Source organism: Gloeocapsopsis sp. IPPAS B-1203, assembly GCF_002749975.1.
GTDB lineage: Bacteria > Cyanobacteriota > Cyanobacteriia > Cyanobacteriales > Chroococcidiopsidaceae > Gloeocapsopsis.
In genome coordinates this window covers 38,903-58,087 of sequence record NZ_PEIG01000015.1, presented here as the reverse complement: position 1 = coordinate 58,087, position 19,185 = coordinate 38,903, and the positions used below count along the sequence as shown (strand labels likewise).

The following is a 19,185-nucleotide window of genomic DNA, read 5'->3' as shown; positions in this document are numbered from 1 at the left end:
GAGGCTTACCGTGTGAGCAAATGGGGGGCGAGATGTCCGATCGTCGATCGAAACACATCATCTGGGTCATATTTCTGCTTCAGATCGAGCAATCGCTCATAGTTCGACCCAAAAGCAAGCCGAACACGCTCCTGTTCTTCCTGATCCAGAAGGCTGATGTATCCGCCTTTTAAGGCATAAGGTGCAAGGGAGCGTGAGATGTTTTGTGCCCATTGAAGATGCCGCTGCTCGTCGTCCTGTGGCTCCCAAGCTGCAATTAGCTCAACCATTAGATGATCCTGCCGCAGTGCAAAAGCAGTTTCCGACGCCCCGACGCGGCTCGCGGCTCCATGAAAGTGATGCAGCGCGATGAACGAAAAGGGGGAAGAAAAGGGCAGTCCCTGTTCGATCAATGTGTCAATGATTTCAGGCTGAAACCCTTTGATCGACTGTGTTTTAGCATAGTAGTGACGCCCCTTCGGTGCATTCGCATCCCACTGATGAATAAATTCGCGATACGTCATCGATCGCACCTGATCGAATAGCACAGTCCCAAAGGTTCGTAGGGGGGCGATTACTGGCTCACCTGCTGCGTCACCACAGTAGAGCGGTAAGAGAAAGAGAACTGTCGCGCCCTCTGGCATCTGAATGAACCCAGACAGAATCGTCAATTCATCGGGGATAGTCGCCATGAAGTCGTTCAAACGGCTTAACACGGTTTTAGCTTCCCCTAGCGGATAGAGCAGTAACCCAGATAACACGGTCGGGCGTGGATGCAGGCGATACTCCAGCGAGACGACAACGCCAAAGTTGCCTCCCCCACCGCGTAGTCCCCAAAGCAGATCGGGATGTTCTTTGGCGTTTGCGGTGATAAGTTGCCCATCGGCAGTGACCACTTGTGCAGACAGTAGATTATCAATACCCAGCCCATAAGCCCCTGTAAGTTCGCTGTATCCTCCTCCCAGGGTAAATCCAGCCATGCCAACGGCGGAGCAGGTTCCTGTCGCTGTCACCAACCCATATTGGGTGGTTGTCTCGATCAGATCACTGATCGTTGCTCCAGCTTGAACGTGCGCTGTGCGTGCAACAGGATCAACGGTGACAGTTCTCATCTGAGACAAATCAATCACCACGCCCTCAGACAACGCTCGTCCAGCAGTATCGTGTCCTCCCGCTCGAACCGAGAGGGGTAGCCCCTGCGATCGTGTCCAGCGAACCGTATGAATGACATCTTGTACCGTGAGACAACGAGCGATCGCAGCGGGTTGTGTCTTCACCTTACCATTCCAGATCTGACGCACCTGTTCATAATCAGCAGCTTGAGGCAGAAAAAGCTGTCCTGTGAGCAGTGCTGCGAGATCGTCGAAAGCAGCACTGTGACGGTATGTAGTTGTCATGATTTCTCCTTTTCAGTGGTATTGGCGATCGCAAGTTTTGTAGACTCGTGAGCCATGATGGATTTCCTCCAGGAATTACTGTGCAGACTCTTTCAAAGGAGTGACAAATTCAATCAGATTGCCGTTATTGTCCTTCACCAAACAGAGCCGAACTCCAGCACCAGGGTCGCTGCGCAGTTCAAAAAAGGTTGGGACACCGCGTCGATTCAATTCAGCCAGTACCGCATCCACGTCATCAACACGGAAACAAAAATGTCCAATGCCACTCGTGCGTACTCCTTCACCAAGGTCTTTAGCTTCGGGCATCCCAGAGCGTGACTGAGTGCTGCCGATAATTTCGATCCGGAATCCATAGACTTGTAAATAAGCCAGTTTCAGGTCGGGGAAGACATCAACTGTCCATTCTCGATCGATCGTCGCATCGAGCTTTTCTTGATACCACTGAAGCGTTTCCTCATAGTTCGGGACATTCAAGCAAACATGATCGATTTGCATCGAACTCAGAGGATTTGAGCCTAGAGTTGAAGATGTTTGAGTTGAAATTGTCATCTGAATCTCCTGTAATTGTGAATGTTCTAGATCCCTCAGAGTCTTACCGTGTGAGCGAATGGAGTGCGAGATGTCCGATCGTCGATCGACAGACAGATAAATGCTGCTAGTCGCGCCCTGCCACAATCATCTTTTCGGCTAAACCGATCGGGTTAGAAAACATGACCTCGTGACTACCAGGCATTTGTACAAGCCGAAATAGCCCCAAGCGGTTAGACATTCTCGGATGCCAACCCCACTCGCCTTGAGGGAGGACATTATCTTCTGTACAGTAGAGGTAACTTTTAGGCATGGGCAGCGAGTAAAACTGCTTCAAGTCCAACTTGTCAATCCACGGTTGATACGGTTCAGGGGATAGTTGTGCGTAACTGGATCGAGCCAGTTCGAGGTCAGCATCGTTGAGAAGCGCTTCTCGCCAAAGCTCAAACGGCATCACCAGCGTATGATCGTCCGATTCTCTAGCTAGAGAGTCAAATAGCGCTTGATAGTGCGGCGGAAGGTTATCTCTGAGGCTTTCACCATCATTGAGGACAAAAGCATCTAAGAAGATCAGTCGTCGAATGCGATCGCTAATCGCTTCGGCAACTTTCGCAATGATTGTTCCGGCAAAACTATGACCTAAGAGAACAATATCGGTTAAGTCTTTGTCCACAATGTAATCGACGATCGATTGTGTGCATTGAGCATGGTTAACGTTCTTATTCACGCCTTTACCATGACCTGCGATCGTGGGAGCAAAAGCCTGATGCCCTTTCGCTTCTAGATGGTCAACGACTGCTTGCCAAGCAGAACCATCATGCCAGGAGCCATGAACCAAGACAAAAGTTGACATAGAATTGCTCTTAAAGTGATTCAGCGTTCTAATATTTATGCTTCGTCTATGGGGCGGTTGCAGCACGATCGATGAGCTTGGCAACGGCATCTGAATGGGAAACCATCACGACATGGGACGCGCCATTCACAACAATGGTCTCCTTTGAGTTAGCGCGGTTCGCCATGAAAGACAGTGCCGCTGGAGGAATGTTCAAGTCGCGATCGCCATAAATAATCTAGGACGGGGTAGATTTCCATGCGGGCGCACCGGAGGCTTCGTTCAGCGAGGCTTCCGTAATCGGGCGCTGGGTGCTAGCCATCAGTTGCGCGTCGTTAGCGGACACATCCGCAGCAAACTGGGCGTGGAACTTGTTCTGCTGAATGTAGAGGTGTTTGCCGCGGGGCGATGGTTCCTAAAAAGAGGGCGACCATCAGAAACAGGCGGATGCTGTTCCTGATGGTGAGCGTATTCATGTTGCGATCTCTTTTGGGGTTGTTCAGTTCAATTGTTGTAGTGGGTTGAAACTCATGAAAACATGACCCTGGGACAGTGTTACTTAGCCGCTCTGTCCAATCGGTCGAACGAGGATTTCATTCACATCCACGTCGTCTGGTTGCTCGATCGCAAAGGCAATGGCACGCGCGATCGTATCTGGTGGCATAATGGAGGTGCGAAATTCTGCTGCCCACTGCGCCGCTTCCGCATCAGTGATGGTGTTGCCGATTTCAGATTCCGTATTGCCGGGCGAGATCACTGTCACTCGAATATCTGTCGATTCTTGCCGCAATCCCTCAGAGATTGCCCGCACCGCAAACTTGGTGGCACAGTAAACCGCAGCATAGGGAAAAACAAGATGTCCGCCAACCGAGGCTAGATTCACAAACTGTCCAGCGTGTTGCTGTTTGAAGAGCGGCAGGGCGGCAGCAATGCCGTGAAGTACGCCGCGCAGGTTCACATCAATCATGCGGTTCCACTCGTCGATCTTCAACACTTCTAGCTTCGAGAATGGTCTTACCCCTGCATTGTTGACCATTACATCAAGGCGACCGAATCGCGCTTTGGCAAACTCAACAAACGCTTGCATGTCTTCGAGGCTAGTCACATCCAAAGCGCGGTATTCTACTACGCCACCTTTATCGCGGATTTCAGATGCGATCGCCGCAAGTCGATCGGTACGTCGTGCTCCCAATACAACCCGCAACCCTCGGTGAGCGAGTAATCTAGCAGTTGCTTCACCAATTCCGCTACTCGCTCCGGTGATTGCGATGACTTTGCTATTAACGTTTACCATCTTGACTTCCTCCTGTCTGCAAAAAGTTCCTGTATCCCCGTGTCGTCATCCTTGCCTCACTATCGGATACGCCCATCGCCTCCATTGTCCTAATTTCTTCTAAGGCGTACTCAGTTCTAATGCTTGGCTACTTTCAGATTCTTACAGCGTTTTATTGAATTCCTACGGGTCATCGAATTTGCTTCGATGATCCTTTTGTAAAATGCTTAAATTACTACATTAAAGGGCTTTGACTAGAGTGCTTCCTGGTTGTTGACTCCAGATTAATCAGTGTTATCAGCTTGTACTGGATAAACAAGTTTTCAGCAACTCAGCTACCTCTTGTGCGATCGCAATCAGGGTATGATTCACCGAGGAGTCGCGAAGAGAATCATTTCTGCTTTGTACTAGTAAATGCGTCATAGAACTACCCTCAATGAAATAACAAAACTGCTTTCGTCTATTACTAACGTTGATGAGTTATGAAAAGAGCTTAGTGACTTGCAGCAACAATGGCTGCTATCAACTCTGTTATTCTCCAGCATCCGGTATATCGAATGTTATTAATAAATAGGACTGGAGCAGCGGTTATTCCACTCTTGCATCCACTTTCGATATCTTCATTGATGCGATCGACATGCACTTGTTTAGACAACTCTTTGAGAAATTGAGGGATATCAAGCCCTAAATTGTTGGCGTACTCGACAAGATAACCGTTCTCTAACTGTTGTTGATGGATAAATAAAGTGTCGTGCATCGACCAAAACTGTCCCTGGACAGCGGCGGCTTCAGCGGCTTGGGCTGCCCGTTGAGCATGAGGATAAATCTGTATTTGCGGAAAATGACGGAAGATAAAGCATAAATAACCCTCTCCAAAAGAACCACTAAGCTCTCGTTTGATCCCTTTAATCAGCTTGTAAACGCCCGCACTTTTAGGACATTGATAGTCTCCATACATCACCAGTACGACCTTGGCACTCAGCACACCTTGCATCCAATCTTGGGTTGAAGGTAGGACAAGTAAGGGACTGTGGCTACGATCGTCGTTCATTTTTATACATCTGCATCAAACATGGAACCTTGCAATTCACTTGCTCAATCCATTGACTGCATCTCTATTTGTATAAACTCAATATAGGCGATCGCTTTTAAGCCGTCGTCTATAGCGAGTTAAATTTTTTACAGTACAAATTGATAGAGTAACCATGCCATCGCAAAGTATAAGGCTGGTTGTAACTCAAGTTAGAATCTCAATTCGATCGAAAGTACACCCTATAAATTAACAATGCCGCGTTTAACCGCAATAATCACAGCTTGGGTGCGATCGCTGACATCTAACTTATTCAAAATCCGATTGATATGAGATTTAACCGTGCCTTCACCGATACTCAAAGCCGCCGCAATCTCGGCATTACTCATGCCCTGTGCTAGTGAGTGAAGTACCTCCAATTCTCTTTCACTCAATTCTGGATTGCTGAGGCGCTGGACTAACTTTGCTCCCACGTCGGGCGGAATGTACTTCTGACCCCGATGAACGGTGCGAATGGCATTCAGAAGCTCGTTAGGTTCAGTTTCTTTCAATAGATATCCTTTTGCGCCTGCCTGCAATCCTCGATAGATATCTTCGTCACTATCATACGTGGTCAGTACAATAATTCGAGCAGATTTAGCAGTAGCACAAATTGCACTGATGGCAGCAACTCCTTCTACTTCAGGCATTCGCAGATCCATGAGCGTGACATCTGGTTGATTTTCCTTAAATAGCGCGATCGCTTGTTCCCCATTTTCAGCTTGGGCAACCACCTGCATATCTGAGTCACGGTCAATAATCGTGGCTAATCCTTGCCGAAAAATGGCATGATCGTCTGCAATCAGAACCCGAATGGCTTGGCTCATTGTGATGCTACTCCCGATTGACAGTGACAATCATCTCTGTTCCTTGTCCAGGTTGGCTCCGAATCGTGAGTTGTGCGCCGATGCGCTCTGCCCGTTCGCTCATGCCGAGTAAGCCAAAACCCTCAGAAGATGGAATACTCCCAACTCCAAAGCCCTGTCCATTGTCTTTCACACGCAAGCAAAATCGATCGCGATCGTAGACTAGCTCGACTCGAACTTCGTCAGCATTGGCGTGTCTAATCGCATTCGTTAATGCTTCCTGCCCCATCCGCAGTAGGTTACTCTCAACTTCAGTGGGCAGAGAATACACTGCACCCTCGATCTCATAATATAAAGTGGTATCCATTGCAGCAGCTCTGATTTGAGCGACGAGACGATGTAGGGCGCTCTGTAAGCTGCCTTCCTCCAAAAGCTGAGGACGGAGTGCAACGACCGATCGCCTAGCTTCAATGAGTCCAGTTCGTGCCAATTCTTTGATCAGGGTTAGGTGTGCCTGGGTTGCTTCCAAATCATCCGTTAGCACCTGGTTTGCCGCTCCTGCCTGAGCCAGAATGCCTGTAAACGCCTGAGCGAGTGTATCGTGAATTTCGCGTGCCATGCGATTACGTTCTTCCAGAATTGAGGCGACTTGTGCTTGCTTGTGCGCCGTAATATCTCGCGCTAGCCAAACCACCTGCCCCTGCCGGAAGGGTGCAATGCGAGCCGAAAGCCAGATTTCTCGTCCATCGATCCACAGACTGTACTCGACCGTGAGCACTTGTTGCGTTCTCAGCACCTGTTGAACATAATTGAGAAATTCATCGGCTTGTTCTTGTGCAAAGAGTTGATGCAGTGTTTTACCAATCTGCTCCTCGATTGGTCTATACAACTGAGCAGGCGAAATAGCGACCGCTTCGATCACTTGCCCTTCAGCAGTAATGACAAACAGCGGATCGGGAATGGCTGAAAAGAGCGATCGCAGTTCTGCTTCAGAGGCTTGCAATGCTGCTTCTGCCCGTTTGCGATCATCGATATCGGTATAAACTCCCAACGCTCGGATGGGTTCACCAAATTCATTCCAGGTAACAATTTTGCCGACAGAAAGAATCCATTTCCACTGACCATCCTGGGTACGATGGCGATACTCTGCTTGATAGTTGGGGACTTCTCCAGTAATAAAACCATTGTAAATTGCAACCATTGATTCTCTGTCATCAGGATGCAAACTCTCAATCCACCTAGATTTGGTCTCGTGAAATGTTGCCGGATCGTAGCCTAGCATTAAAGCGTATTCTGGGTTAACCACGATTTCTTCAGTTTTGATATTCATATCGTAGAGTCCCTGATTTGCAGCGGTTAATGCTAAGCGTAGTCGCTCTTCACTCGTTTGTAGAGCGACTTCTGCTCGTTTGCGATCGCTAATATCTGTAGTCACACCTTCCATATATCCATCGGTTGCATTCAGATGAAAAGAGTGAAGCCCCCAAAACGCTGTGCCGTCTCGTTTTCGCATCTGAATTTCAACGTTTTGCAGGTCGCCATGACGCTTCAGCAATTCAACGACTTGTTGGCGATCGCACAGATTTACATAAAAGTCTGGGGAATATAAGATCCCAATCATCTCATCGGGTGAATTAAAGCCATATAGATCGGCAAGGCGTTGATTAGCATCGAGAGCTAATCCATCCGAGAGGCGCGATCGAAAGATGCCGACCTGTGAGTTTTCAAAGATGTTGCGGAACTTAGTTTCACTGCGCTGTAATGCTTCTTCTGCCTCTTTACACTGGGTGATGTCATGTCCAATCGATAAAATTTCAACGAACTCTCCCTGCTCATTGAAGATGGCTTGATTCGACCAGGCAACCCAAACTCGCCGACCGTCTCGACACAGGTTTTCACCGTCGGTTTGCGGGTACGATTGAGGATTGCGAAGTAAAGCGTGGATGAATGGTTTAACATCGCGCCCAGAGGTTTCGATGTCTGGAATGATAGTCTCAAATAAGGTTCGCCCTAAAATCTGATGTTCTTCATAGCCCAAGAATTTCACCCCATAATCATTGATGTATCGAATCCGTCCTTGCGGATCATAGCGAATGATGACGGAGTTCGCGGTTTGTAACAGGTTGCGATAATTTGCTTCACTGCGTCTCAATGCGGCTTCGGTTTGTTGGCGTTCCGCAATCTCCTGCTGCAAGGCTTGAGTTCGCTCTTCTACTTTCTTTTCCAGTGTTTCGGCATAGTCTGCTAACCGTTTATACAACCGAGCATTTTCTAGTGAAATTGCTGCCTGAGCCATCAACAGTTTCAGGACTTGCAAGCGATCGCGCTTAAACACTCCGGTACTAAGATTGTTCTCTAGATAAAGGATGCCGATCAGCTGATTTTGCTTGAGAATTGGCATACAGAGAAGCGATCGCGTTTGTCGGTGTTGAATGTAAGGATCAGTTGAAAAAGACGATTCGCTGAGTGCATCATCAAACACCAAAGTTTCAGATGTGCGTTCTACCGAGTGAATGACGGAGACAGGAATCGTTGCACAGTCAGCAACAGCAAGCTTTTCTAGGTCACACTGTCTACTTCCGCTGCATTGAGCCACCACAGTGAGTCGATCATCTTTCAGGATCAGAGCGCCTGTTTCGGCTCCTGCATCTTCTATCACTGCCTGCATCAACGTGGCAATTAATCGATCGAGATGGATCATTTCTGAGAGAGCTTGAGCCGCTTTCATTGAATTCTCCCCCGACGAAGGACCGTCAGCCATCCCCTAAAGTATATCGTTCGCCAAACTCCAGAAAATTAAGTTTCTGGGTGAATTTTTTGAAGGTTTTTCAATGACACTGCTGCACCAAAACGCCGTTACAGTTAGCTTGCCGAAAGCGCGATGGTCGCAAAGCGAACCGCCTTCGGCATCGCTGCTTCTTCCATTGGAAAGACCTCACTAACTTAGCTAGCGACCGAGCTTTCAGTAAAACCGTTCCCGTTTATTAATCATATACTATCGATATCGTCGAATTTTACCAGAAGAGATTAGAAAGCATTGATAAAGCAGTTTGAGTCGGCGTTGCTGAATAGTGGGAGGAATCAAGCGAGAATCGGGACATCCCAACATCTCAAGTAGTGAAGTAACAAGCGGACTGAATGTCTCAGCATTTCTTCCGATTTGGAATAGCACAATGTTTTGCGATGTAATCGGGCTAGATAGTGCCGCAATCGCGTATTTTCACCTTCTCCCCTGGGGAGACGCTGCGCGAACGACTCGTGTCATATAAGTTTTGCTCACAATCTGGTCTCCCGCTGGAATAAATCGTGGATAGACACTCCAACCATCAGTGACATAGAAATAACACTGCCATGCTCTAACCACTGCCCATAAAGGTTCAAATGTCTTTGCACTATGGTCACCTAACACCCAACCTCAGATGCCTACTCTAAAGTGGTCTACTGCTGTCCACAGCCAAATTTTGTTTTTTTAGAGCCAACAAATGTTTCTAGTTCATCGAGTTCTCCAACTTGTGGGGTTTGTTCTGGAGCATCAGCATCAGGTAGGTGTTCTCCAACTTGTTTGACCCAATAAATGATAGTTGTATGGTGAACCCCTGTAAGTTCAATACCTCGAAAACCCATGCCATTGACATACATGCGTAAGCATTGCTGCTTGCTGTCATTGCTGTATCCTTGAGGTGCGCTATAGCTATCAATGAATTGACGACGACAACTAACACAAATGTAATTTTGCTTACCTCTTCTCTTTCCGTTCTTACGGACATGAGTAGATTGGCATTCTGGACATTGCATTAGAACTCATCCTACTTCCTCCCTCCATTATGCAACGCCGACAATCGATTCTGATTCAATCAAACCAGGAAGACAGTGAAGTAGGAGTATTGTTACGGAAAGTGTCTCAGGGGCAAAGTAATGAATAGAGTACCGAATTTGATTGAGGAGTTGGAACTTTATCCACTTTGTTTCTGGTTCAGCGAGTAAAGATGGGCGATCCGCAATCTTTGAAACCTAAGTATATCAACGGTTTCCAGACCATCTTACAGGTTTTTACACGTATCTTGGCTCAATACCTAATTGGAATTATTGGTTACACGTTGCCTAATCTGCGGAACATCGAACATCATTTGCACGATGCTGCATCGATATAGTTGATTTAGCTGAGCTTAGATTTTCTTCAAAAGAGTCAGACTAACTTAAGGCGATCGCATAAACCTGCACAGTTCTACGCAGAAAAATAGTGTCTTTTTCGTAGTACAATCCTGTTTTTATCGCAACTTTTTGTGATGCAATGTTACCTGGGGCGATTAGGGAGATGAGGCGATCGCCTATGGCGCTGCGCTTCGCGCAATCGCACCCAATCTTAAAACCATAATCGCGAGTTGCACAGGCGGCTTCTGTTGCTAAACCTTGTCCCCAATATTCTTTTGCTAGCATATAGCCAATTTCAACTTCAGGACATCCATCTACAATTTGCGGTATTAACCCGCAGCGTCCAATAAATTTGTTATCAGCTTTGTGAATTGTCGCCCACAAACCCCAACCTCTTTGCTGATAGCCATTGATCATTCTTGCGATCTGGTATTTTGTTTCTTCCCTGGTGATTGGTTTAGGGTAATATTTCATCACTACAGGATCGGCATAGATTTGTGCCAAATCTTCCACGTCGTCTAGCGTGAGTTCGCGCAAAATCAAACGGTGGGTTTCAATGGCGATTCTTCCCATTTAAGTAGACGTAAAGTTGACAAACGCTTGGCGACTAAAGTCGCAGCTTAAAAACTAAGTCCACCTCCGTGGACTCAGAAAAACCGAATCAGCTTTTTTCAAGTGTTAGTTTTATTAGCAAGAATGATATTAACACTGTGATTCAAGCTTTACATAGAAACTTCTCGTTTGCAGAATATTTAGCATATGAAAACGGGACAGATACTTCCTATGAATTAATCTATGGGGAACTGGTGGCGATGGCGCAACCTACTGGTCAACACGCCGATATTGCGGATCTCAATGACACTTATAGAGAATATATCAAACAGCGATCACTAGCATTATCCAAACAAGGCACAATCGCCATTCAAATCCCGCCAGTTGAAGGCAAAATTGCCCGAATTCCTGATGTCTGTGTAGTTACAGCCGAACAATGGCAAATGAAAACAAGATCTGCGGCGATCGCCCTCACGGAACCGCCACCATTACTGGTTGTTGAAATTGTCAGCACTAATTGGCGCGATGATTATTTAAAAAAACTCGCAGACTACGAAGCGCTAGGTATCCCTGAATACTGGATTGTAGATTATCTAGCTTTAGGGGCTTCGCGTTATATTGGTACTCCTAAACTCCCGACTATTTCTGTTTATCAGTTAAGTGAGGGTGAATACCAAGTTTGGCAATTTCGCGGTTCAGAAAGAATTCTTTCTGCTACATTTCCTGAATTGATGTTAACAGCCGAACAAGTATTTGTAGGAAGATAGAAGCAGAGGAAGCAGAGGAGAACTTATTTATATTTCTCATTTAGTGAAGTGATACTACATCAGACTTCCTTTATTATTAATTGGTATAACTTGTATACGTAGTTTTTGCAATTTTTAATTTATTGTTTGCTGTAAATGCTTATTTGTGTCGCCTCAGCATACATTAGCTGTTCTTCAGCATACTGAAAATCTGTATCTTAATCAACAAAAAATAACTCCGTATCGCTATAAAGTATGCAGCTAGTTAAATAAATCTAAAAATGTGCTTTAGTACAATTTTATTGTGGTGCTTATTTTAATACCAAGAGCCATAAAAGTAAAGTAACTCAATAGAGATCAAAAAAGATGGCGTACTGCGGCGCGGTGCGAAGTTGTAAATGATGACTTATGAATTTTGAATTACGAGTGATGAATGAGGTTAACTCAAAACGTGCTAAGGCACTGCTACGCTAACACAACTCACGCATTCAAAACTTTAAAGGAGACTGCTAGATGAATAGCGATATCGATCAGTTAGAAACGCAGAACCCAAGTTCACCAGGAGGACCACAGTATACAGGTTGGCAAGCGACGATCGCGCGTTACTTTAAATTCGGTGAATACCAAACCAACTTTCGCATCGAGACTTTGGCAGGGTTGACTACCTTCATGACGATGGCATACATCTTGGTCGTTAATCCGTTAATTTTATCTGATGCAATTTTCTTAAATGAGCCACGCGATTTATTTGCCGAACAAGTTTTTGCTACTGCAATTGCCGCCGCAATTGCTACCTTAGTTATGGCATTTGTGGCAAAGTATCCTTTTGCACTAGCCCCAGGAATGGGCTTAAATGCCTTTTTTGCTTACTCGGTTGTTTTGACCTTAAATATTGACTGGCGCTTAGCACTATCAGCCGTATTTGTCGAAGGCTTAATTTTTATTGCACTCACCTTGACAAACGTGCGTCGTCAAATCATCGATGCGATTCCACTGTCACTTAAAACAGCAACTTCGGTAGGTATTGGGTTATTTATTGCCTACATTGGACTTTCGGGTAATCCAGAAACAGGAGGCGCGGGAATTATTGTTGGGAGTGAAGTGACGACAACAACATTAGGCAGTCTACAACAACCAAATACACTTCTGGCGATCGCAGGTATTTTTATCACAACAGCATTTTTAGTCCGCCGCGTTAAAGGGGCATTACTTTGGGGAATTCTCGGAACTGCGTTACTCGGCTGGATTTTAGGTAACACACCTTGGCCTACAGGAATTGTACAGTTTCCTACCGCACCAACAGATTTATTTGGGCAAAGTTTTTTTGGTTTTTCACGGTTAACCGCAGCTAACTTTATCGACTTTGTTGCAGTTCTTCTCGTATTTCTATTTGTTGATTTATTTGATACGGTGGGTACGCTTGCTGGCGTAAGTATGAAAGCAGGATACATCAAAGAAGACGGACAACTACCACGAGTTAACCAAGCGTTATTTGCCGATGCTGTTGGAACTACTTTTGGGGCGATCGTTGGTACATCAACTGTGACAACTTATGCTGAATCAGCTGCAGGTGTTTCCGAAGGCGGGCGTACTGGTTTTGCTGCGGTGATTACTGGTGTTTTGTTTATTTTGGCAATCTTTCTTGTTCCGATATTTGAGGCAATTCCTGCGTATGCAACAACCCCTGCATTAGTCATCACAGGTGTCTTAATGATGGCAGGTGTCTTGGAAATTCGTTGGGGCGATCCTGCTGAAGCAATTCCAGCATTTTTAACAATTTTCTTTATTCCACTTTCCTACTCAATCGCAACAGGCTTATCGGTTGGTTTCATTACTTATCCCATTGCTAAGACACTACAAGGTAAAGCCCACGAAGTCACCGTCGCCACCTGGATTCTCGCAGCAGTCTTTATCGCTAGATTTGTCTTTATGACATTACGTTTTGGAACAGCTGAGTAATACAAAATGTCGCTTCAAGCTTGGTAATTGCTAATTGGTAATCGGTAATTGGTGATTGACAATTAAAACAAATGAAATGAGTCAGTATTGACAAATTGACAAATCAATAACACTGCGTTAATCAATTACCCATTACCAGTTACCCATTACCCATTACCCATATTCAAAAACAATGGATGCCTTTCTTCAAGAGATTCCTAAAGCTGAACTGCATATGCATATTGAAGGTTCCCTCGAACCAGAAATGATGTTTATCTTGGCAAAACGTAATGGTATTGAACTGCCTTATAAATCAGTTCAAGAAGTTCGCGATGCATACAATTTTCAAAATCTACAATCGTTTCTCGATCTTTACTATGCTGGGATGAGTGTGTTCCAGACGCAACAAGATTTTTATGACTTAACTTGGGCATATCTACAAAAAGCTGCAGCAGAGAATGTAAAGCACACCGAAATATTTTTTGACCCGCAAGCACACACCTCTCGCAAAATTGAGTTTGAAATAGTTCATGCTGGTATCTACCAAGCATTGCAGGATGCTAAAAAAGAACTTGGTATTTCTTCTTACTTGATTCTATGTTTTTTACGACATTTGAGTGCCGAATCAGCAATGGCAACTCTCGAACAAGCCTTGCCTTACAAGGATACTATTGTTGCTGTGGGCTTAGATTCTTCTGAGATGGGCAACCCACCATCAAAGTTTAAGCAGGTGTTTGATCGAGCACGAGAAGCTGGATTTTATACCGTAGCACACGCAGGGGAAGAAGGACCACCAGATTATATCTGGGAAGCGATTAAGCTATTAGGCGTGTCTCGCATCGATCATGGCGTGCGCTGCATTGAAGATTCCCAACTTGTGAAATATTTGATTGAACAGCAAATTCCACTCACCGTTTGTCCGCTATCAAATATTAAACTATGTGTTTTTGATTCGATGGAGAAACATAATATTAAACAACTATTGCATATGGGTTTGTGCGTTACGGTAAATTCGGACGATCCGTCTTATTTTGGCGGCTATATTGCTGAGAATTTACAACAAATTCAGGTAGCTTTAGGCTTGAGTCAACAAGATATTTATCAAATGATGAAGAATTCTTTTCAAGCAACCTTTTTGAGTCCTGAAGAAAAACAAGCAAAAATTACAGAGTTAGATGATTTTATGGCAAAAGCATTCGTATCTTGATACTAGTTGCGATTTGAAGTTGTCAGCATCACAGACGAAGATGCTAAGAAAAATTATGGCAAACAAAGTTCCGCTCATTTCTCAGCAAGAAATTGCTGATATCGTTAAACGTCTAGCATATGAGTTGGATCGAGACTATCGCGATCGCACTCCGGTTTTAGTTGGTGTCCTCAAAGGTTCATTTGTCTTTCTTGCCGATCTCATCCGTCAAATGCAAACTCCCATTCGCAATATTGAATTGATGCGGCTATCAAGCTATGGTTCTGCAACAGTGAGTTCAGGGGAGGTTAAAATGTTGATGGGGCTATCACCAGGCGTCGCTACTCATCAAGATGTCATTTTGATAGAAGACATTGTAGATACAGGACTTTCTACTTCAACAGCACTGCAAGCAATTCAAAATCAAAACCCAGCATCGCTTAAGCTGTGTGCATTACTAAGTAAACCTTCTCGCCGTCAAGTTTCAGTTGAGATTGATTATTTGGGCGTAACAATTGGCGATCGCTTTATTGTCGGCTATGGTATTGATCTGGATGAACAATATCGACAACTTCCAGCTATCTATGCATTAAAAGATTGAATCATATTAAGTTTTTCTAAATGTGACAAAAGACTTTATTTTTGATTCTGTTTTTTGATACTATATGAATAGCAAAGCATTTTTTTATAATGGCAATTTAGTTAATTTTATTTTTTTTGCTAATATCTCTATTATCTTAAGTATACCCTATCTTGTCAAAATACTCCAGAGAAACTAGCACAACAATTTACATCTTTCATCTCGAAAAACAAATATCAAAAGTCACTACCTGCATTAATTGGTATCAAGTTAGGTCGCAACGTCGCTGCTTAAAGATTGCATCCAAACCTTTGCCTCGTTCAAAAACTCTACAACCGCAGGTGTAGCTGTTTCTAGTGATGGAACAGCAAAAGCAAGATGCCTAAAATGTTTGGGTTTAAGAGACATTATATGAAGACCGGAAGAATCAGTTGGGAGAGCCATCTCAGGTACAATAGTCACGCCCATTCCCTCTTGAACCATCGCAAAAATTGTCCGCAAATCGATAACTTCAAACTGAGTTTTAGGAGTTATTTTTGCTTGGCGAAACATAGCTGTAATCAGAGGTTGACAGCCTGCTTTCGACATAATAAATGGTTCATGTGAAAGTTGACGGATATGAATCTGGTGTTGTTCTGCAAGTTGATGGTTGCGTGCAACTACTGCTAAAAACTCATCTTGAGCAATAGATACTGTCTCTAACCCGTCAGCAGGTAAGACAACAACACCAACATCTACTGCACGAGTATGAATCCACTCTCTTACTTCATCATCAGTTCCTTCAAACAAAACTACTTCAATACCAGGGTAACGTTGTCGAAATTGACGTAAAAGTCCTGGAAGAAAACGAGCAGAGACGCTGGGAAAACTACCTAAGCGAACTTTTCCAGTTGCCAACCCCACTGCTGCTGATGTTTCCTGGCGAATGCGTTCTGCATTGGTTAGCATATCCTGAGCGTAGAGCAAGACTCGTTGCCCGATTTCAGTTATAAAAATACCATTGCGATCGCGCTCTAACAGAGAAACCTGAAGTTCTTTTTCTAAAGCCGCAACCGCATGGCTTACCGCTGATTGAGTCATTCCTAAGTGTTCACTTGCGATGGTAAAACTCTTAGCTTCTGCAACCATTACAAATGCTTGAATCTGTGCCAGAGTAATATGAATTCGTTTCATGCGATTTATGTAACAAATCAATTTGACTCATGATTATATGGCAACTAAGCTGGACTAAACTACAGAATTAGGAGCTGTAAGCAGTGACTTGTATTGCAATACTTGGAGAATATACACCCACGTTTGAGCCACATATTGCAACAAAGAGGGCGATCGCTCATTCCCGTTCATTGCTAGCATCTGAAATTGAGGCACATTGGATTTCAACCCAAGACATTAACAGTTCACTATTTGACACTTATGCTGGGATTTGGATTGCGCCTGGTAGTCCGTATAAAAATATGGATAAGATGCTTTGGGCAATTTGCTATGCTCGCGAGAACAAAATCCCCTGTTTAGGAACCTGTGGAGGATTCCAGCATATGGTGCTTGAGTATGCACGCCATGTTCTTGGCTTTCAGGAGGCTCAAAGCCAGGAAAACGATCCTTACGCCTCGCATCTTTTTATTTCGCAACTCGATTGTTCGCTAGCAGGACGAGAAATGAAGTTAGCCTTTGTAGAAGGATCTCAAATTGCAACAATTTATAATTCTTTAACAGCCGTTGAACAATACTATTGCAATTTTGGCGTCAATCCAGATTATGTGGCTTACTTGAAGAGTCAATCATTAAGGGTAACAGGTTCAGACAGTGAAGGTGAAGTACGAGTCATTGAGCTTTGCGATCATCCCTTTTTTATGGGAACGCTGTTTGTTCCTCAAGCCCGTTCAACTTCTCAAACTCCTCATCCAGTTGTGACAGCGTTTTTAAAAGCAGCCCTTAAGGTAAGCTAACTTTTACCTCTTTTCCAAAATCTTAGTTCCATTCTTTGCAACGCAGTATTAGGGAAGTCAAAAGTAAGTTCTTGTCCAAATTAGAATTTTGTTAAGTTTGAGTTTTAGGGAGGTAAAAATATTAGTAAGTGTTGAAGGCATTTACCACAATGGTTGTGTAGAAATCACAGAAGATCCCAGTAATATACCTGAAGGAACTAGGGTAATTGTTACCTTTGTCGGCTCAAACGAGATTGATTTAGAATCTCAGGGCATCGATAGAGAGCATGCTAAAGTGCTAAAAGCAAATCTTGCTCCCTTCTCGGATGATTGGGATAGTCCCGAAATGAGTATTTATGACAACTACGATGATGCCAAAGCTAACCTTGAAGCGAGGTGATGTTGTTCTGGTACTCTTCCCTAACTCTTTATCGTGTTATCGGCTCACTACCAACACAAAACATTGATGTGGCATTGAAACATACCTTGGGGCTATAGTAATTGGCAGACTAACAATGTCTTTGTGCGGACAGTGGAGAGGTTATCAGTAATTCAAAGTTGCCTGCTGCTTACCATTATGCCGCTTCTAGTTGTCTATTAGTATTCGGGGTCAATTAGCATAAGATTATCGGTACAGTGATTGAAGATTGGTAGAGAGCGATCGCCTTAAATAGGCTTAGTCACTTTTTAAAAATCCAATAAATTATATCTTTTTTGTAAGCTGAATAATTGCATCCTTGCTTCACCAGAATTATCAGCCAAATCTGCAAATTCGACAAACCGCCGTAATTCTTTGCGTAGCAAATTGCGCTCAACTTCTAAAGCTTCTCGATCTAACTTTGGTGGTAAAACAATCATGTCAAATATCGTGGCGCGTTCTTTACCTGGATGTGGGCGCAAGACTCTACCGCGGCGCTGAATAAATTGCCGAGGATTTCCTGAACTTGCTAAAATCACTGCTGTTTGAATAGCCGGAATATCGACACCTTCATCTAAACAACGAATTGCGACTAAACCTTGTAACTCACCTGTTTCAAATTGACGGCGTAAGTTTTCGCGTTCTTGTAAAGGTGTTTGGGCGGTGTAAGTACTGACTCGAAAACCCAGTTCTAATCCTAAAAGTTTGGCAACAGCGTTGAGTTGATCGAGCGAAGAACGCTGCGCAATATTCTGATTCTGTGCGCTGTCACTGCAATAAAAAAGAGTATGAGTTGTTTCGCGACGAGTAGCCATCAAATCGCGTAAAGCATTTAATTTGTTTTCTGCTGCACCGATTAACCTAGCACGTTGCATAAGTAACGGTGTTAAATCTTCGTTCTCTAAGTTTTCTAGGGCAATATTATCGCGTTGTTGAAATAACAATGCTCTACCTATTCTTTTCGTTAATTTAGCATAAGCTAAGCTTTCTGATTCGGTTAATTCTACTAAAATTGGATAGTAGAGATAATGTACTAAAGCACCTTGGGCGATTGCATCTTTTAAAGTAAACTCAGGTTGCAGAACTTTGCCAAAATAATCAAACAAAGACTGCGTTCCTTCCTCATCAAAATATCTTTCAGGTGTTGCTGAAAGTGCTAACCGTAAACCTACACGGCGCGGTAAACATTCATCTAATCGGGGTGCGCCTAAGTTATGCGCTTCATCTCCCACAATCAACGTTTTTTCAGGAAAGTACTTGAGTTGCGATTGAAATCCATCCCCTATTAAAGTCGAGTTTGTCGTAATTACCGTGAGAAACCTTTGATTAAGCGATCGCACGTTATATAACTGAGTTGATAGTGCAGAGTGCCACTTGTGTAAATTCTCAAAAGCTAAAATCGGTTGTAGATTAAATTTTTCACATTCTCTTGCCCACTGAGTCACTAAATGCTGGTACGGACACACAACTAGTAATACTTGTAACCCAATTTTTTGATACAGTTCAGCAGCAATGCAGAGTGCTGTAATTGTCTTACCGCTACCTGTTGCCATTTTCAGTGTCCCTCTACCGTTATTAGCAAACCAACTTGACACGGCTTGACGTTGGTAGTGACGTAACTGTATAAACGGTGGTATTTGCGGACAACCTGGTGGTATCTTATTTACAACAGATAAATCAACTTGATAGTTGTCTTTATTTTCTGCAACAACTAAGCGAAGTTTAGTGCGATGGTCACTACGCGTTTGCGTAGCATGGTCGAAGAGCATACCGCCGAAGGCTTCGCGTTGAGAGTGATATTGCT

The 19,185-nt window shown here is 44.2% G+C and carries 18 protein-coding genes and 2 pseudogenes; 7 read left to right on the top strand and 13 right to left on the bottom strand.

What is annotated here, in order from left to right:
- Positions 1-5: 5 nt before the first annotated feature.
- The 10 genes and pseudogenes from CSQ79_RS21890 to CSQ79_RS21850 form a co-directional block, all read right to left on the bottom strand.
- The gene (locus tag CSQ79_RS21890) at positions 6-1,376 is read right to left on the bottom strand and encodes an FAD-binding oxidoreductase (protein ID WP_099703249.1); all 1,371 of its coding nucleotides are present in this window, start codon (positions 1,374-1,376) and stop codon (positions 6-8) included.
- Between the two features lie 75 nt (positions 1,377-1,451).
- A complete protein-coding gene (locus CSQ79_RS21885; protein WP_099703248.1) occupies positions 1,452-1,925 on the bottom strand; it encodes a VOC family protein in 474 nt (157 codons plus the stop codon).
- A gap of 106 nt (positions 1,926-2,031) precedes the next feature.
- A complete protein-coding gene (locus CSQ79_RS21880) occupies positions 2,032-2,757 on the bottom strand; it encodes an alpha/beta fold hydrolase (RefSeq protein ID WP_099703247.1) in 726 nt (241 codons plus the stop codon).
- 46 nt (positions 2,758-2,803) lie between these two features.
- A pseudogene (locus CSQ79_RS29035) lies at positions 2,804-3,136 on the bottom strand (alpha/beta fold hydrolase); the annotation flags it as partial.
- Positions 3,137-3,295: 159 nt separating this feature from the next.
- A complete protein-coding gene (locus CSQ79_RS21870; RefSeq protein ID WP_099703246.1) occupies positions 3,296-4,030 on the bottom strand; it encodes an SDR family oxidoreductase in 735 nt (244 codons plus the stop codon).
- A 276-nt stretch (positions 4,031-4,306) separates the two neighbouring features.
- A complete protein-coding gene (locus CSQ79_RS28305; RefSeq protein ID WP_289501413.1) occupies positions 4,307-4,432 on the bottom strand; it encodes a hypothetical protein in 126 nt (41 codons plus the stop codon).
- Between the two features lie 70 nt (positions 4,433-4,502).
- Positions 4,503-5,060 (bottom strand): DsbA family protein, encoded by a 558-nt coding sequence (locus CSQ79_RS21865; protein WP_099703245.1) that lies wholly within the window; start codon positions 5,058-5,060, stop codon positions 4,503-4,505.
- 221 nt (positions 5,061-5,281) lie between these two features.
- A complete protein-coding gene (locus CSQ79_RS21860) occupies positions 5,282-5,905 on the bottom strand; it encodes a response regulator (protein WP_099703244.1) in 624 nt (207 codons plus the stop codon).
- 7 nt (positions 5,906-5,912) lie between these two features.
- Positions 5,913-8,543, bottom strand: coding sequence for a PAS domain S-box protein (locus tag CSQ79_RS21855; RefSeq protein ID WP_502693955.1), 2,631 nt, complete (start codon positions 8,541-8,543; stop codon positions 5,913-5,915).
- 422 nt (positions 8,544-8,965) lie between these two features.
- Positions 8,966-9,679, bottom strand: a pseudogene (locus tag CSQ79_RS21850) (IS1 family transposase).
- Positions 9,680-9,846: 167 nt separating this feature from the next.
- On the opposite strand from CSQ79_RS21850, the gene CSQ79_RS27150 reads away from it, so the two are divergent.
- Complete coding sequence (locus CSQ79_RS27150) at positions 9,847-10,035, top strand: hypothetical protein (RefSeq protein ID WP_143755491.1); 189 nt, start codon at positions 9,847-9,849, stop codon at positions 10,033-10,035.
- A 40-nt stretch (positions 10,036-10,075) separates the two neighbouring features.
- Here the strand turns inward: CSQ79_RS27150 and CSQ79_RS21845 are convergent, their stop codons facing one another.
- Positions 10,076-10,609, bottom strand: a complete 534-nt coding sequence (locus CSQ79_RS21845; protein ID WP_099703242.1) for a GNAT family N-acetyltransferase — start codon at positions 10,607-10,609, stop codon at positions 10,076-10,078.
- 137 nt (positions 10,610-10,746) lie between these two features.
- Here CSQ79_RS21845 and CSQ79_RS21840 point away from each other — a divergent pair, with 137 nt between their 5' ends.
- From CSQ79_RS21840 to hpt, 4 genes are all read left to right on the top strand, one after another.
- Complete coding sequence (locus tag CSQ79_RS21840) at positions 10,747-11,355, top strand: Uma2 family endonuclease (RefSeq protein WP_099703311.1); 609 nt, start codon at positions 10,747-10,749, stop codon at positions 11,353-11,355.
- A gap of 492 nt (positions 11,356-11,847) precedes the next feature.
- Positions 11,848-13,293, top strand: a complete 1,446-nt coding sequence (locus CSQ79_RS21835) for an NCS2 family permease (protein ID WP_099703241.1) — start codon at positions 11,848-11,850, stop codon at positions 13,291-13,293.
- Between the two features lie 172 nt (positions 13,294-13,465).
- Positions 13,466-14,479, top strand: a complete 1,014-nt coding sequence (locus CSQ79_RS21830) for an adenosine deaminase (RefSeq protein WP_099703240.1) — start codon at positions 13,466-13,468, stop codon at positions 14,477-14,479.
- Between the two features lie 55 nt (positions 14,480-14,534).
- A complete protein-coding gene (gene hpt, locus CSQ79_RS21825) occupies positions 14,535-15,059 on the top strand; it encodes a hypoxanthine phosphoribosyltransferase (protein WP_099703239.1) in 525 nt (174 codons plus the stop codon).
- A 249-nt stretch (positions 15,060-15,308) separates the two neighbouring features.
- On the opposite strand, the gene CSQ79_RS21820 is transcribed toward hpt, so the two are convergent.
- Positions 15,309-16,211: a LysR family transcriptional regulator gene (locus CSQ79_RS21820; RefSeq protein WP_099703238.1), complete on the bottom strand. Its 903-nt coding sequence runs from the start codon at positions 16,209-16,211 to the stop codon at positions 15,309-15,311.
- A gap of 83 nt (positions 16,212-16,294) precedes the next feature.
- Here CSQ79_RS21820 and CSQ79_RS21815 point away from each other — a divergent pair, with 83 nt between their 5' ends.
- Together CSQ79_RS21815 and CSQ79_RS21810 are read left to right on the top strand one after the other, a co-directional pair.
- Entirely contained in the window at positions 16,295-16,984 is a 690-nt protein-coding gene (locus CSQ79_RS21815; protein ID WP_099703237.1) for a CTP synthase C-terminal region-related (seleno)protein, read from the top strand.
- Between the two features lie 88 nt (positions 16,985-17,072).
- Entirely contained in the window at positions 17,073-17,363 is a 291-nt protein-coding gene (locus CSQ79_RS21810; protein WP_289501411.1) for a hypothetical protein, read from the top strand.
- A 287-nt stretch (positions 17,364-17,650) separates the two neighbouring features.
- On the opposite strand, the gene CSQ79_RS21805 is transcribed toward CSQ79_RS21810, so the two are convergent.
- On the bottom strand, positions 17,651-19,150 hold the full coding sequence (locus CSQ79_RS21805; RefSeq protein ID WP_099703309.1) for a DNA phosphorothioation system restriction enzyme: 1,500 nt from the start codon (positions 19,148-19,150) through the stop codon (positions 17,651-17,653).
- Positions 19,151-19,185: the final 35 nt, after the last annotated feature.